Origin of the sequence: Selenomonas sp. F0473, from assembly GCF_000315545.1 — a bacterium.
Taxonomy (GTDB): domain Bacteria; phylum Bacillota; class Negativicutes; order Selenomonadales; family Selenomonadaceae; genus Centipeda.
This window is the reverse complement of the sequence record NZ_JH992902.1, coordinates 668,913-682,733: the sequence shown is the minus strand read 5'-3', so window position 1 is coordinate 682,733 and position 13,821 is coordinate 668,913. Positions and strand designations below refer to the sequence as shown.

Genomic DNA, 13,821 nt, shown 5'->3' with positions numbered 1-13,821 from the left:
CCCTTGCTCGTCTTCACGCTTATCCTCGTCGGTGCGGTAGGACTTATCCTCGGCGCATCGCTGTACTTCCTCCGTTATCTCGCACAGGGACGCCGGCTGTTCTTTGCGCGCATTGCCATCGCCGCGTTTGATATTGTCGGTATCGGCAGCCTGCTGCTCTTTATCCGCAGCGCGTTCATGCACGGATGGGGCGCGGCGACCGCGCTGCTCGTCATGCTTCTCTTTGTGGCGCAGATCATTACGCTTTTGGTTACTGCCTGTGCGGCTGCTCTGCGTTATCTGCGCCGCAGGATGCTCTCCGCGCCGTATGATCCCGCGCGGCGGCGCCTGCTTGCGGGCGCCGCCGCCTATCCTGCCGCGGGGCTGCTGCTCGGCGGCTACGGCGCGTTCTTCGAGCGCCGGCATACCGTGCGTAGCGACTATACGATCCCCGTACCGCGGCTGCCGCATGAGGCGGAGGGGATGGTCGTTGCGCAGATCAGCGACGTGCATCTCGGACCGTATTTTTCCGTAGCGGATTTCGAGGCGCTTCTTACGGAGGTGGGAGCGAGCGGCGCGGATCTCCTTGCGGTGACGGGCGACATCTTTGACGACGAGCGGCAGAACGAGGCGGCGGCAGAGGTGCTTGCCGCGCATGCGGCGGACTATCCCGACGGCATCTGGTACTGTATTGGCAACCATGAATACTACCACGACGGGCGTCGCATCGTCGACCGTATGGCGCATGAGGGGCGCGTCCGTGTTGTCCTGAACAGTGCGGCACAGGTGCCGGGGCGCGGCGTCTATATCGCGGGCGTTGATTACCCGTTTGGGCGCGGCAACGACTTTTACCTGCAAAAAGAGGCGTTTTTTGCGGCGGCGATGTCGGAGGTGCCCGCGGATGCCTTGACCGTCCTGCTCGCTCATCATCCCGAGTTCATCGACGACGCGGCAGCCGACGGCCGGGTCCCGCTGACGCTGACAGGGCATACCCACGGCAGCCAGTTCGGCGTCTTCGGCCGGCCGCTTTTCCCGGTATTCAAATACACGCGCGGGATGGTGCGCATCGGGGATAATTACGGCTATGTCCATACGGGCAACGGCAGCTGGTTCCCGCTGCGCATCGGATGTCCGCCCGAAATCGCATATTTTAGATTAGAAAGGAACGCAGAGCAATGAGTTGGATGGAGGATTACAGCGCGATCCGCGAGGATATTCATACGGGCTACATCTACGAGGCGATTGAAGCGATCCTGCACATGCGCCGCAACAACGAGATTCCCGACGACGAGCAATGGCGCTTCTCGGAGATGATGGGCGCGTGCTGCGGGGCGCTCGCCGATACGGAGGGCGCGCTCGCTTCGTACTTCGAGGCGGCGACGGAGGATAAATTCCTGCGCAGTCAGCGCGAACACTTCTCCAACTATCTCTACCTCTGCCACGCGGTTCCGAATCTCACGACCAAGGAACTCAAGGCGCAGTTCGATATGTATGCGACGCTCTATCGCCGCGAGGAGCCGCTCGCGCCGCGGGAGAACGTGCAGCATGAACGTCTGCGCATCGGTTTCATCGCGCCGCATTTTCTCGACTCGTCCTCGTCGCTCTTTTACGCAGGACTGATGCGCGGGCTGCGGGAGAAATACGACGTTTACGCCTACGCGCTCAGCGATCGGGCGGACGATTTCACCGAGGCGCTGCGCACCGATATCCGCTGTGCGTCGCTTGAAAATATCTCCATCGAGGAACAGGCGGAGCGTATCCGCGCGGATGAGATCGATGTGCTCGTCGATCTCGGCGGGCATACGGAGGGCGGCATGACGCTCATGGTGCTTGCGCGCCGTCCCGCGCCCGTACAGATCTCGGGCATCGGCTGGTTCGCGACGACGGGCGTGCCCTTTGTGGACGGTTTCCTCACGGACGATGTGCTCTCGCCCGCGGGGACGGAGGAATTTTACAGCGAAGAACTGCTGCGCCTGCCGCATGCGTTCGTTATGGCGCCGACGGACGTCATGCGCGCGGCGCCGATCGCTGAACGCCCGGAGGGTGAACCTGTGACCTTCGGCGTGCTGCAGAATTTTATGAAGATCAACGAGTCCGTGCTCGCCGTCTGGGCGCGTATCCTCAAGAAGGTGCCGAAATCGCGGCTCGTCCTCCAAGACGCGGTGGACAGCCCCCTGCGTGTGACGACGATCCTCGAGATGCTCGACGGGATGAAACTGCCGATGAAGCGTATCTTCGTCCGGCACGGGAAGAAGGACTACCTTGCGGATTACGGCGACATCGACATCGCGCTCGACACGTTCCCCTATGCGGGCGGGGCGTCCACGGCGACGGCGCTCTATATGGGCGTGCCCGTCGTCTCCCTGCGCGGGGAGACGCATGCGTCCCGTCTCGGCGCGAGCGTCCTCACGGCGGCGGGGCATCCGGAGTGGATCGGCGCGGACGAGCGCGCGTATGAAGAGATCGCCGTCAACCTTGCCGCGCGCATCGACGAGATGCGCGCGGGGCGTGCGGCGCTGCGGGCCGCGGTCGAGACGTCTCCGCTGACGGATGAGACGGCATATCTGCGCGCGGCGGAGGAGACGATTGCACGGTTCTGGGCGGCACGCGGAGACTTTGCGCTGTGAAGACGCGGCTGATTGACCTCCTCACGGAAAGTCCGGAGCCGCTGACGATCCTCGTTATCGACGGTTCGGAGCAGCTCGTGCACCTGCAGGCGCTTTATCCGAATGCGGAGATCCACGCCGTGACGCCCTATGCGGAAGTGGCGGAACATGAAGCGGCGGCGGCGCTCGACGTTCGTTGGCACGTGATGGACTGGCAGAGAGAACCGCTGCCGTTCCCGGAGGAGATGTTCGATCGGATTGTCGCAGAGTTTGTGCTCGAGTTTGCCTACGAACCTTATGATGTGCTGGCGGCGCTGAACCGCAGGCTCAAGGAGACGGGGACGCTTTACACCGCATACCCGAATGTGCGTTATCACCGTGTGCTCGAGCTGCTGCGCGCGGGAGAGTTCCCCGTGCGGGGAGAGCGTCGCCTTTACGCGAAGCCGGAGATCGTGCGGCTGCTGAACGACGCGCTCTATAAGGAGATTTACTTTACGCCCGGCGACCGGGACGACGATCCTGGTGCCGGTGCGGCATGGGCGCGGGAGGGATTTGCGAACTTCAACGACGATCTCTCGACGCGCACATGGCTCGTGCGGGCGGATCGCAGCACGGCTGCCGCCGCAAATCTGAAGACGTTCTTCTCCGCCGAGACCCGGCGGGAACTCGCGCGTCTCCTGCACCGTATCGAATACGGCGTCGCTCCGGCTGAGAGTATTGCGGCGCTGCGCGAACTCTGTGTGCGTGAGGGAATTTTTTCCGATTACCTTGCGGATTTTATCGGCGAGGTCTGCGTCCATGCGGAGCCTGTGAAAGCGGAACTGCGAGGGCTGCTCGAAGAAAGTTAAAAGTAAACGGTAAACTAATATTTAGTTGACGGAATACGATTCCTGCTTTATAATAAACGAGATAAAAAATGTTTATGATAAGGCAGGGATTTTTGTATGCGCAAAGGACACATTGCAGAACTCACGCAGAAAATCATCGCGGGGTATCGCCTCGGGCGCGATGACGACAGGGAACAATTCCTCGAAGCGCCGCTTGAGGAACTGCAGGAGGGGGCGTACCGACTGCAGCGGCAGTACTGCGGCAACCACATCGATCTGTGCACGATCGTGAACGGGCGCAGCGGACGCTGCGGCGAGAACTGCAAATACTGCGCACAGGCGGCGTGCCACAAGACGGGGGTCGACACATATAGTTTTCTTCCGCAGAAAGAGATTATCGCCCACGCAAAGGCAAATCAGAACGCAGGCGCGAACCGTTTCTCCATCGTCACCTCGGGCGGCGCGCTCAGCGGCAAGGAGTTTGAGCAGGCGATTGCCACCTATCAGGAGATTAAGCGGACGCTGTCGATTGATCTCTGCGCGTCCCACGGCCTGCTCTCGCGCGTGCAGCTGCGGCGCCTGCGTGAAATCGGCGTAACGAGCTATCATCACAACATCGAGACTTCGGAGCGTTTCTTTCCCGAGATCTGCACGACGCACACTTATGCCGACCGCATCCGCACGATCAAGGACGCGCAGGCGGAGGGTCTCTGCGTCTGCTCCGGCGGGATCATCGGCATGGGGGAGACGTGGGACGACCGCTTCGAGATGGCGTTTGCGCTCCAGGAACTCGGCATTGAGTCCATTCCCATCAACTCGCTGATGGCGATTCCGGGCACGGCGCTCGAGCACCTTGCGCCGCTCTCGGGCGACGACATCCTGCGCACCATTGCGATCTTCCGCTTTATCAATCCGACGGCGAACATCCGCCTCGGCGCGGGGCGCAAACTTCTGCCGGAGAACGGCGCCACAGCGTTCCACGCGGGCGCGTCGGCATCCATCACGGGCAACATGCTCACCACCTCGGGCACGACCATTGCCGAGGATATGGAACTCCTGCGCGAGCTCGGCATGACGAACAAAGACGAGGAGTGTCGTGAAATGACAGGTACTTGCGGCGCTCGTTGAGACGTGACGCGGGATTTTGGCGCATAGCTGTGTCATTTTCGTCGAACGCTTCGTCGACGTAGGTTTTTGGCTACGCCTTCCTCGCGTTCGCCTCAATTCCTTGCTCTGCATCCAAACTTCCGCGTCACTCAGGTTACGGATGGAATGTGATCTTTGCGCACAGCGTTGTCATAACATCAAATGCTTCGCTAGGAATTTACTACGCCGTCGCTCGCATTCTCGTTATTCCTTGCTCTGCATCCAAACTTCCACGTCACTCAGGTTACGGTATGATGGGGGATTTTGGCGCATAGCAGCCCCATATGATTGAACCAATAAAAAACGACTGTACCGACGTGAAAATACGTCGATGCAGTCGTCTTTTTATGTCACAAATACGATTCGAATACGTCCATGTCGAGTACGCGGATATTGCGCCCCGTTGCCTCGATGATGCCCTCGCGCTGCATGGCGCTCAGTTCGCGCGAGAGGGACGGGCGGCTGACGGCGAGGTATGCGGCGATAAACTCGCGGCTGGCCGTGAGCGTGACGCTGCCGTCCGCGTCGACATGGGGGAAGAGATAGCGCACAATCTTTTCGCGCAGCGTGCCGCTTGCGAGGATTTTGAGTTTGGTATGCATCGCGTATGCTTTGCCCGCAAAGATTTTCATGAGATTGCGCTGGACGATGAGCGCGCTGCGGTGCGGCGCCGTGCCGACATCGAGGGTGAAGAGACGGCTCGACACTTCGAGCAGGCTCACCTTCGTTACGGCACGGACATACATGTCGTAGGGGCGGCGCAGCACCTCGTAGACCTCGCCGAACATATCGCCCGGCCGGTCGATCTCGGAGATGAAGATCCGGCGTCCGGAATAGGTGTCCTTGAGGATATGCACCTCGCCCTCGAGCAGAATGTAAAGCGAACGGGGCATATCGCCGTCGTGGAAGATCATCGCACCCTTCGGATAGGTGCGCAGCGCAACTTCCGCAGAGGCGAGCAGATCCTCAAGATCCTCCTCGTTCATCCCTTCCGCGAGGGACGTCGTCGCGAGAATCTGCGCGGCATTTTTCGTGTCGTTCGTCGCCATGTGTGCTCCTTTGCACGGAGAGAGAAATATTTTCATCATTATATCATAGAACAGATGAGCGTGCAAAATAGAAAGCGTAAAAGAGAAAATAATAGATTTTCATTTTCAACGATTGACGTCTTTTCGAAACCTGTTACAATGATATGGAAGATGAAACCGAAAAAGATAGAGCAATGTCGAAGGTGTGCCCAATATAAGTCGCGCAAAGGGGGGGAGTCAGCTTTCGACGCCGAGAGACGTAAAATTCATAGGATTTGAAGAAAGGATTTATCGATGAAAAAACTTTGTACGTGTTTGATCGCGGCAATGATGCTGCTTGCGGTCGGTTGCACAGGGACGGAGCAGCCGAAGAACGAGCGCGCCGACAAAGGGGAGATCGTGATCTCGGTCGGCAAATATATGGTCGGCGAGGGCTTTGACCCGACGGCGGGCTGGGGCCTCTGGGGGCCGGATCCGTTCCACAGCGCGCTCATGGGGCACGATGCGGACAACAACCTCGTCAAAGATCTCGCGACGGATGTCAAACAGTCGCCCGACGGGATGCAGTATGTATTTACCCTGCGCAACGACGCGAAGTTCTCGGACGGACAGCCGGTGACGGCGGAGGACGTCGTCTTTACCTATGAGACGGCAAAGGCTGCCGGCGGCGCGGTCGATCTGACGGCGCTGGCGTCGGCGCGTGCGCTTTCGCCGACGCAGGTGGAGTTCACGCTGACGAAGCCGTGGTCGGTGTTCCTCGAGACGGCGGCGAGCCTCGGCATCGTGCCGAAACATGCCTACAAGGAAGGCTATGCGGCGGCGCCGGTCGGCAGCGGACCGTGGAAGGTGGTCTCGTTCCAAAAGGAACAACAGCTCATCATGGAGCCGAACGAGTATTACTATGGAGACAAGCCGAAGCTGAAGAAGGTCACGGTGCTGAACCTCGGCGACGACGCGGTGCTCGCGGCCGCGCAGTCGGGGCAGGTGGATCTGATCTTTGCCCCGCCCGAATTCGCGGGCGCGACTGTGCCGAACATGAAGCTGGTGCTCATGGACTCGATCGACAGCTTCTGCATCAACCTGCCGCAGGTGCCGGAGCATGAGGAAAACGGCGCGCTCATCGGCAACAATGTCACGAGCGATCCGGCGATCCGCCGTGCGCTGAACATCGGCATCGACCGCAGGACGATCATCGAGAACGGGCTCGGCGGATTTGCAAAACCGACGATGAACTTTGCCGAGGCGCTGGCGTGGGCGAACAACGATCTGCAGGAGCCGGACAACCGCGTGGACGAGGCGAAACAGATTCTCGAGGACGCGGGCTGGAAGGACACGGACGGCGACGGCATCCGCGAGAAGAACGGCGTAAAGGCGGAGTTCGTCATCAACGGGCGCGCGAACGACCTGCAGCGGTACAATACGGCGGTCGCGCTCGCAGACGATGCGAAAAAACTCGGCATCAACATCGTCGCGAAGTCGACGCCGTGGTCGGAGGCACGCAAGGCGGCGCGCAATATCCCGACGACGTGGGCGTTCGGCGACTACACGCCGCAGGCGCTCTACAACTACTTCCACTCGTCCCAGATCGGCGTCAATGTCATCAACAATCCGGCAGTTTATCATAACCCGACGGTCGATATGCATATCGACAAGGCGATGGCGGCAACGTCGAACGAAGAGGCGCTGCGCGAGTTTAAGGCGGCGCAGTGGGACGGCGTGACGGGGCCGAAGGTCGATCTCCCGTATCTTTGGATCGCGACGGTGCAGGTGCCGTATTTTGTCAATGACCGTTTGGATATCGGCAAGCTGCGGGTAGGCGAACGCGGACAGGGCATGGGCATCCTCGCCAACCTCGACGAATGGCAGTGGAAGTAAGCATATGACGGAACGTATGGCACGCGCCTTTGGGCGCAGCACACTGCGGCTGGTCCTTCTGCTGGCCGCCGTCAGTATCGTCAGCTTTATATTGCTTGCAAATTCGCCGATCGACCCGATTGACGCGTACTTCGCGAACAAGACTGCGTCGGCGGAGCAGCATGCGCTGGTCGCGGCGTATTGGGGCTTTGACCGGCCTCCGCTCGACCGCTTCCTTCTGTGGGGCGGGCACATCCTGCACGGGGATTTCGGCATGTCCTTCATCTATCGGGCGCCTGTGCTCGAGGTCATCGGGGAGAAGTTTCGTCTGACGCTGCTCCTCATGATGACGGCGTGGGCGCTCTCGGGCATCATCGGCTTCGTGCTCGGCGTGTTGGCCGGGATGTACAAGGACAGCGCGCTCGACAAGGCGATTCAAGGATTTTCCCTGCTCTGTGTGTCCGTGCCGATCTTTTGGCTCGGGCTGCTCTTTCTGATGATTTTCTCGGTGCAGCTGCAGTGGTTCCCGCTCGCGCTTGCGGCGCCCATCGGGAAACTGCACGAGGAAGTGACGATGGCGGATCAGATCCGGCATTTGGTTCTGCCGGCGCTGACGCTCAGCGTGACGGGGATCTCGTCGATCACGCTCCAGACGCGGGAGAAGCTGCTCGAAGTCATGGGCACAAATTATATGCTCTTTGCCGAGGCGCGCGGCGAATCCCTCCGGCAGCGCGTGTGCCGGCACGGGCTGCGCAATATCATTCTGCCGGCGATTACGCTCCAGTTCGCTTCGTTCAACGAGCTGTTCGGCGGGGCGATCCTCGCGGAGACGGTGTTTTCCTATCCCGGTCTCGGCGGCACGGTGACCCTCGCCGGACTGCGCGGCGACCTCTCGCTGCTGCTCGGCATCGCGATCTTCAGCGCCGTATTCGTCTTTGCGGGCAATCTCATTGCGAACATCCTGTACGGCGTCGCCGATCCCCGCCTGCGTGAGGGGAGGGAGGCGCCATGATGAAGGAACATGCACTGCCCGCCGCAGAGGGGCTGAATCTGCGGCGGCGGTATCTGATTTTTGCGGTGGCCGCGGCAGTCTTTATTCTGGGGCTGTTCTTCTGCGGCGTCACAATGCCGGAAAGCGCTTACGCGGTAGACTACGGGCAGAAAAACCTTGCGCCGTCGCCGGCGCATCTCTTTGGCACCGACTATATGGGGCGGGACATGTTTGCCCGCTCGGTCAAGGGCATGTCGATCAGCCTGCAGATTGGGTTCGGCGCGGCGTTCTTCAGTTCGTGCATTGCGCTGCTCCTGGGAACGCTGTCCGCCGCCTTTGGGGGCAAGGTGGATCAGTTCGTCCTCTGGCTCGTGGATCTCTGCATGGGGATTCCGCATATTCTTTTGATCCTGATGATCTCGGTTATGCTGGGCGGCGGCGTCACGGGGGTCTCCATCGGCGTCATTGTGACCCATTGGCCGCGCCTGACCCGTGTGATCCGCGCCGAGGTGATGCAGCTCCGCACGGAGCCGTACATTATGGCGGCGCGCCGGTACGGGCATTCGTGGTTTGCCGTGGCACGGCGGCATTTTGTGCCGCATGTGCTGCCGCAGTATATCATCGGGCTTGTGCTGCTCTTTCCCCATGCGATCATGCATGAGGCGGCGGTGAGCTTTCTCGGCTACGGCCTGCCGCTCGATATGCCCGCGATCGGCATTATCCTTTCGGAATCCATGCGCTATCTTGCCCTCGGCATGTGGTGGCTGGCATTCTTCCCGGGATTTTTGCTGCTTGTCGTGGTATTGGTATTTGACCGCCTGGGTACGGCGCTGCGCGAACTGATTGACCCGCAGCACGGACAGGAATAGGGGGGATGCATATGACCGGTGAGATGCTTTTGGAAGTCGATCATTTGTCGGTATCCTTCCGTATGTACCGGAATGCGCTGACACACATGATGTCGGCAGGGGTCAACGACGTCAGCCTGCGCCTGCATCGCGGCGAGATCATTGCCGTCGTCGGTGCGAGCGGTTCCGGCAAAAGTCTGCTCGCCCATGCCGTCCTGGGGATCCTGCCCTACAATGCCGTCACGGCCGGGGAGATGCGTTACCGCGGCGCGCCCTTGGATGCGGCGCGGCAGAAAGAACTGCGCGGACGGGAGCTCGCGCTGATCCCCCAGTCCGTGACCTATCTCGATCCGCTGATGCGTGTCGGGGCGCAGGTACGCGGGCTGCATGGATCGCAGGAGGATATGGAGGCGACGCTGCGCCGTCTGCATTTGGACGCGCATGTCGCCGATCTGTACCCGTTCCAGCTTTCGGGCGGGATGGCGCGCCGCGTGCTCTTTTCAACCGCCGTGATTACGGATGCGGCGCTGATCATCGCCGACGAACCGACGCCCGGCATGGATGTCGGGAGCGCCGCCGCGGCGCTGCGGATCTTGCGCGAACTCGCGGACACGGGCAAAGGCGTGCTGCTGATCACGCATGATATCGACCTAGCGGTGGAGGTTGCCGATACCGTTGCCGTATTTTATGAGGGGCGTACTGTCGATATGGTTCCGGCCGCGGCGTTTCGCGGCGACGGCACGGCGCTCGCACATCCGTATACGCGTGCGCTCTATCGCGCGCTGCCGCAGAACGGCTTTGCCTGCTATACGGCGGAAGAAGTGCGGCGGATGACTGCGGCGGGAGGTGCGTAACATGCTGTCTATACGGGATGTATCCTATCGATATGGTGCAGATATGCCGCCCGTCCTCCAACATGTCTCGCTCGAGATCGCACGCGGCGAACGCGTCGCGCTCCTTGGACCGAGCGGCTATGGGAAAAGCACGCTCGCGCTCCTGCTCGCGGGGTATCTGCCGATGCAGAGCGGAACGGTCACGCTGGACGGAAAGCCGGTCCCGACGGGCGGATACTGTCCGATCCAGCTCGTCTACCAGCATCCGGAGAAAGCGATGGATCCGCGGTGGAAACTTGGGAAAACGCTTTCCGAGGCGTGGGATATTCCCGCCGAACTCTTCACCGCAATCGGTGCGGAGGAACGTTGGCTTTCACGCTTCCCGCACGAACTCTCCGGCGGACAGCTGCAGCGCCTCTCGATCCTGCGGGCGCTGTGTCCGACGACACGCGTTCTTGTTGCCGATGAGATTACGGCGAGCCTCGATCCGATCACGCAGTCACAGATTTGGTCGGTCATCTCTCGGGAAGCGGCGGCGCACGATATGACGCTGCTTGCGATCACCCACAACGAACATCTAGCCGAGCGGATATGCACGCGAATCGTGCACGTCGAGGAATTGCAGGGAAGCGGGGCCGACTCTGCCTAACATCTACCGCATCACAAGTTAAAAATAAAACGGCGCCGCCGGCGAAGGTTCATTCCTTCGCCGGCGGCGTTTTTGTGTGTGATAAAAATTATATTCGAACAGGTTGTCGGTCAGCGCCCCGTCCTGACTTCCGCATTTTTCAGCGCGAAATCGAGAAGCATGCCGATGAGCTCGTTGCGTGAGCGTTCGGTTTTCGTAGAGAGCTCTTCGATGCCGTCGTAGAGTTCGTCCTTGATGCGGATGGAAAAAATCTTATAGCCGTCCTCGCCCTTCGGGGGCTTTTTCGTGATAATCAATTTTTCTGCCATAATATCACCTCTGTTACATCATACGAGAGCAGTGTGAAACAAAGTATGGTAAGAACATCTATATTCTTGTTATTTCAAAAACCAAATAATAAAATAAACATACGATGACTTATGTTAAAAATAAAAAATTACGATACAACAAATATAAGATAAAACATGTTATAATTTATGTTGTAAAAATGATAGGAGGCGAGATGGTGAAAGCAATGAATGTACAGCAGTCGCTCGGTGTACTGTCGGCAGGGAGGCCGGAGGATATGAAGGGAAAGACGGAGGAACACGGCGATGTGCATACGAGTTTCGACGAGGTGCTCGCGGCATCGGCGCGGCGCGTGAATTTCTCGCGGCATGCCGTGCGGCGTCTGGAGGAGCGCGAGATTACGCTCTCGCCGCAGGAGCTGGAACGGCTCGACGGTATGGTCGACCGCATGGCGGAGAAGGGCGCGCGGCAGGCGCTGATCCTGATGAACGATACCGCGTTCGTGCTTGCCGTGCCGAAGCGTACCGTGATCACCGTGCTCGACGGAGAGCACGCGAAGGATAATATTTTTACGAACATTGACAGCGCGGCAATTCTCTGAGCCGGACCCCGCGGGGAGGCTCCCGGCTGCCGAATGCGTGAGGCAGCGTGCCGCAGAAAGGAAAGGTTGATTCATTATGATGCGTTCTATGTTTTCGGGTGTCTCGGGTCTGAAATCCCATCAGACGCGAATGGATGTCATCGGAAATAACATCGCGAATGTTAATACGACGGGCTTTAAGTCAAGCCGCGTCACGTTTGAAGATATGCTGTCGCAAACTCTGTCGGGTGCAGCAAGTCCGGGGACGACCATTGGAGGTACGAACCCCAAACAGATTGGTCTTGGCGTGAGCGTGGGCAGTATAGATACTGTCTTTAGCGACGGCTCTGTGCAGGGAACAGGGAAGAATACGGATCTTGCTCTTTCCGGTGGTAATGCGACGTTTATTGTGAAACGTGGAGAGCAGACCTATTACACGCGTAATGGTGCCTTTGAGTTTGACGCGAAGGGAAATTATGTCTTGCCGAGCTCCGGACTTCACGTGCAGGGGTGGATGAATAAGACCACGGAGCACAGCAAAGTATCCACTGAAGGCGCGGTGGAAAATATTGTTGTAGAGGCGGGCAAGATGATGTCGCCGAAGGCTACGACGAAGGCGACTTATTCAGAAAACCTAGATTCCAATACCCCCATGATTACAGGGTATTCTTTCTCAGATACAAGCACTACGCCGCCGACTACGCATGTGCGTACGACTGACGGGATGTATATCACCGCCAGCGAGGCGCAGCCGGTCACATTAACCCTGAGTGACGGGACGAAGCGGACGGTTACATCCGGTACGTATACGATTGGGCGTTCTATGCCGAAAGTAACTTCATTCACTTATTACGATACTTTGGGTAGAAAACATGAGAGCGTTGTCTTTATGGAAAAAGCACTCACCACGACGGTAACCTATAAGGATAAGGACGGAAACTCCGTTACGAAGCGTGCCAGCACATGGATTGTACGGTCAGGGAATCCTGAGGTGACCAACACAGACGGTTCGAAAACGAAGCACACAATAGCGGCAACAACCCTTGCGTTTGACGAAGACGGGACATTGCGTGCAGGTGTGCTTGGGGGTAGACAGCCCGTTACACAGGATACGGACAGTCATGTGACAACGCCTGTTCCACCGCCGTCTTTAACTGCAAACAGTTCGGCAACTGTAACGCTGACAGCGGAGCATACGGTACCCAATGGAGCTAGACAAAACAATACAATTTCACTTCAGTTCGCCGACTCTGAATCACCGCTCACTCAGTATGCTGGGTATGATACGATTAAAGCTGCCGCAGACGGCTATACAAGTGGTACGCTGGCATCCGTGTCCATTGATATCTCAGGCGTGATTACGGGCACCTATACCAATGGTGTTCGAAGAGCGGAGGCTCAGATAGCCGTGGCCAAATTTGCAAATCCTTCGGGACTTACAAAACTTGGTGGAAATCTTTATCAGGAATCGAACAACTCCAATGTGAAAACCGTTCAAGCGCAGACTGTTGAGAGTGCCGGCGCAAAAATCACGCCGTCCTCACTCGAGATGTCGAACGTTGACATCTCCGATCAGTTCTCCGACATGATCATCACACAGCGCGGCTTCCAGTCGAACTCGAAGATCATCACGGTCTCAGACGAGATGCTCGAAACACTCATCAATATGAAACGGTAAATATATCTCGGCATACGAAAACGGGGCGACTGCACAAATTAACGTGCAGTCGCCCCGTTTTAGCGTGTCACACGGCGGCTTCTTTCTGATAGAGTTCCGTCAGCGCATCCTGCAGGACTTTTGAGATATTGAGATGCTTCTGCGCGGCGAACGTGTCGAGCCACGCGGGGATCGTGAGGTTCTTGCGCACCGACTTCTTCCCGTACTTCGCAGCGTATGCGTCCATATCGAGGGAGAGAAGGCTGACGAATCCCTCTCCGATCTCTGGGTCGGGGTGAATATCCTCCATCGGACTTGCGGGCGGGACCTGCTTCCCGTCCTCTATTTCGCCTAGAATCCATCCGGAAGCGGCATCTTCACCCATTGCAATCGCCTCAGCAAGTGAACTGCCGCCGGATGCACAGCCCGGAAGGTCGGGAACGGTAACACAGTATGCGGAGGAATCCGGATCGGGATAAAAGACCGCAGGGTAAACCAACTGCATATAAAATACCTCCTTTTTGCGAATGCAGGA

The 13,821-nt window shown here is 58.6% G+C and carries 14 protein-coding genes; 11 read left to right on the top strand and 3 right to left on the bottom strand.

Going from position 1 to position 13,821, the window contains the following annotated elements; all coding sequences use genetic code 11:
- Nucleotides 1-3: 3 nt before the first annotated feature.
- The 4 genes from HMPREF9161_RS03200 to bioB all read left to right on the top strand — a co-directional run bounded on the left by HMPREF9161_RS03200 (nt 4) and on the right by bioB (nt 4,540).
- Nucleotides 4-1,158: a metallophosphoesterase gene (locus tag HMPREF9161_RS03200; protein ID WP_009728242.1), complete on the top strand. Its 1,155-nt coding sequence runs from the start codon at nt 4-6 to the stop codon at nt 1,156-1,158.
- Nucleotides 1,155-2,606 carry a hypothetical protein gene (locus tag HMPREF9161_RS03195; RefSeq protein ID WP_009728241.1) on the top strand — a complete coding sequence of 484 codons (1,452 nt, stop codon included), beginning with the start codon at nt 1,155-1,157 and terminating at the stop codon, nt 2,604-2,606. Before HMPREF9161_RS03200 ends, HMPREF9161_RS03195 begins: the two co-directional genes overlap by 4 nt.
- On the top strand, nt 2,603-3,433 hold the full coding sequence (locus HMPREF9161_RS03190; RefSeq protein ID WP_009728240.1) for a methyltransferase domain-containing protein: 831 nt from the start codon (nt 2,603-2,605) through the stop codon (nt 3,431-3,433). The genes HMPREF9161_RS03195 and HMPREF9161_RS03190 overlap by 4 nt, the downstream gene beginning before the upstream one ends.
- A 96-nt stretch (nt 3,434-3,529) precedes the next feature.
- Nucleotides 3,530-4,540: a biotin synthase BioB gene (gene bioB, locus HMPREF9161_RS03185; RefSeq protein WP_009728239.1), complete on the top strand. Its 1,011-nt coding sequence runs from the start codon at nt 3,530-3,532 to the stop codon at nt 4,538-4,540.
- 368 nt (nt 4,541-4,908) lie between these two features.
- Here bioB and HMPREF9161_RS03180 read toward each other — a convergent pair whose 3' ends face one another.
- Entirely contained in the window at nt 4,909-5,607 is a 699-nt protein-coding gene (locus HMPREF9161_RS03180) for a Crp/Fnr family transcriptional regulator (protein ID WP_009728238.1), read from the bottom strand.
- 273 nt (nt 5,608-5,880) lie between these two features.
- On the opposite strand from HMPREF9161_RS03180, the gene HMPREF9161_RS03175 reads away from it, so the two are divergent.
- Genes HMPREF9161_RS03175 through HMPREF9161_RS03155 form a run of 5 tightly spaced genes read left to right on the top strand, consistent with a single transcriptional unit; the run spans nt 5,881 to nt 10,761 of the window.
- On the top strand, nt 5,881-7,461 hold the full coding sequence (locus HMPREF9161_RS03175; protein WP_009728237.1) for an ABC transporter substrate-binding protein: 1,581 nt from the start codon (nt 5,881-5,883) through the stop codon (nt 7,459-7,461).
- A 4-nt stretch (nt 7,462-7,465) separates the two neighbouring features.
- Nucleotides 7,466-8,452 carry an ABC transporter permease gene (locus tag HMPREF9161_RS03170; RefSeq protein ID WP_009728236.1) on the top strand — a complete coding sequence of 329 codons (987 nt, stop codon included), beginning with the start codon at nt 7,466-7,468 and terminating at the stop codon, nt 8,450-8,452.
- Nucleotides 8,449-9,300: an ABC transporter permease gene (locus tag HMPREF9161_RS03165; protein ID WP_009728235.1), complete on the top strand. Its 852-nt coding sequence runs from the start codon at nt 8,449-8,451 to the stop codon at nt 9,298-9,300. Before HMPREF9161_RS03170 ends, HMPREF9161_RS03165 begins: the two co-directional genes overlap by 4 nt.
- Nucleotides 9,301-9,311: 11 nt before the next feature.
- The gene (locus HMPREF9161_RS03160; protein ID WP_009728234.1) at nt 9,312-10,133 is read left to right on the top strand and encodes an ABC transporter ATP-binding protein; all 822 of its coding nucleotides are present in this window, start codon (nt 9,312-9,314) and stop codon (nt 10,131-10,133) included.
- Between the two features lies 1 nt (nt 10,134).
- Nucleotides 10,135-10,761, top strand: coding sequence for an ABC transporter ATP-binding protein (locus HMPREF9161_RS03155; RefSeq protein ID WP_009728233.1), 627 nt, complete (start codon nt 10,135-10,137; stop codon nt 10,759-10,761).
- Between the two features lie 110 nt (nt 10,762-10,871).
- Here HMPREF9161_RS03155 and HMPREF9161_RS03150 read toward each other — a convergent pair whose 3' ends face one another.
- Nucleotides 10,872-11,069, bottom strand: coding sequence for a ribbon-helix-helix protein, CopG family (locus tag HMPREF9161_RS03150; RefSeq protein ID WP_009728232.1), 198 nt, complete (start codon nt 11,067-11,069; stop codon nt 10,872-10,874).
- A gap of 194 nt (nt 11,070-11,263) precedes the next feature.
- Between HMPREF9161_RS03150 and HMPREF9161_RS03145 the strand changes: the two genes are divergently transcribed.
- Both HMPREF9161_RS03145 and HMPREF9161_RS03140 read left to right on the top strand, forming a co-directional pair.
- A complete protein-coding gene (locus HMPREF9161_RS03145) occupies nt 11,264-11,650 on the top strand; it encodes a TIGR02530 family flagellar biosynthesis protein (RefSeq protein WP_009728231.1) in 387 nt (128 codons plus the stop codon).
- Nucleotides 11,651-11,726: 76 nt separating this feature from the next.
- Nucleotides 11,727-13,307, top strand: a complete 1,581-nt coding sequence (locus HMPREF9161_RS03140) for a flagellar hook protein FlgE (RefSeq protein ID WP_009728230.1) — start codon at nt 11,727-11,729, stop codon at nt 13,305-13,307.
- A 67-nt stretch (nt 13,308-13,374) separates the two neighbouring features.
- Here the strand turns inward: HMPREF9161_RS03140 and HMPREF9161_RS03135 are convergent, their stop codons facing one another.
- The gene (locus tag HMPREF9161_RS03135) at nt 13,375-13,791 is read right to left on the bottom strand and encodes a type II toxin-antitoxin system HicB family antitoxin (protein ID WP_009728229.1); all 417 of its coding nucleotides are present in this window, start codon (nt 13,789-13,791) and stop codon (nt 13,375-13,377) included.
- Nucleotides 13,792-13,821 lie beyond the last annotated feature (30 nt).

Bases quoted from the DNA above. Each gene is read 5' to 3' on its own strand.
- HMPREF9161_RS03140 (WP_009728230.1), top strand. From the start codon at position 11,727: ATGATGCGTTCTATGTTTTCGGGTGTCTCGGGTCTGAAATCCCATCAG.
- HMPREF9161_RS03160 (WP_009728234.1), top strand. From the start codon at position 9,312: ATGACCGGTGAGATGCTTTTGGAAGTCGATCATTTGTCGGTATCCTTC.
- HMPREF9161_RS03145 (WP_009728231.1), top strand. From the start codon at position 11,264: ATGGTGAAAGCAATGAATGTACAGCAGTCGCTCGGTGTACTGTCGGCA.
- bioB (WP_009728239.1), top strand. From the start codon at position 3,530: ATGCGCAAAGGACACATTGCAGAACTCACGCAGAAAATCATCGCGGGG.
- HMPREF9161_RS03150 (WP_009728232.1), bottom strand. From the start codon at position 11,069: ATGGCAGAAAAATTGATTATCACGAAAAAGCCCCCGAAGGGCGAGGAC.
- HMPREF9161_RS03175 (WP_009728237.1), top strand. From the start codon at position 5,881: ATGAAAAAACTTTGTACGTGTTTGATCGCGGCAATGATGCTGCTTGCG.
- HMPREF9161_RS03155 (WP_009728233.1), top strand. From the start codon at position 10,135: ATGCTGTCTATACGGGATGTATCCTATCGATATGGTGCAGATATGCCG.
- HMPREF9161_RS03195 (WP_009728241.1), top strand. From the start codon at position 1,155: ATGAGTTGGATGGAGGATTACAGCGCGATCCGCGAGGATATTCATACG.
- HMPREF9161_RS03180 (WP_009728238.1), bottom strand. From the start codon at position 5,607: ATGGCGACGAACGACACGAAAAATGCCGCGCAGATTCTCGCGACGACG.
- HMPREF9161_RS03165 (WP_009728235.1), top strand. From the start codon at position 8,449: ATGATGAAGGAACATGCACTGCCCGCCGCAGAGGGGCTGAATCTGCGG.
- HMPREF9161_RS03170 (WP_009728236.1), top strand. From the start codon at position 7,466: ATGACGGAACGTATGGCACGCGCCTTTGGGCGCAGCACACTGCGGCTG.
- HMPREF9161_RS03135 (WP_009728229.1), bottom strand. From the start codon at position 13,791: ATGCAGTTGGTTTACCCTGCGGTCTTTTATCCCGATCCGGATTCCTCC.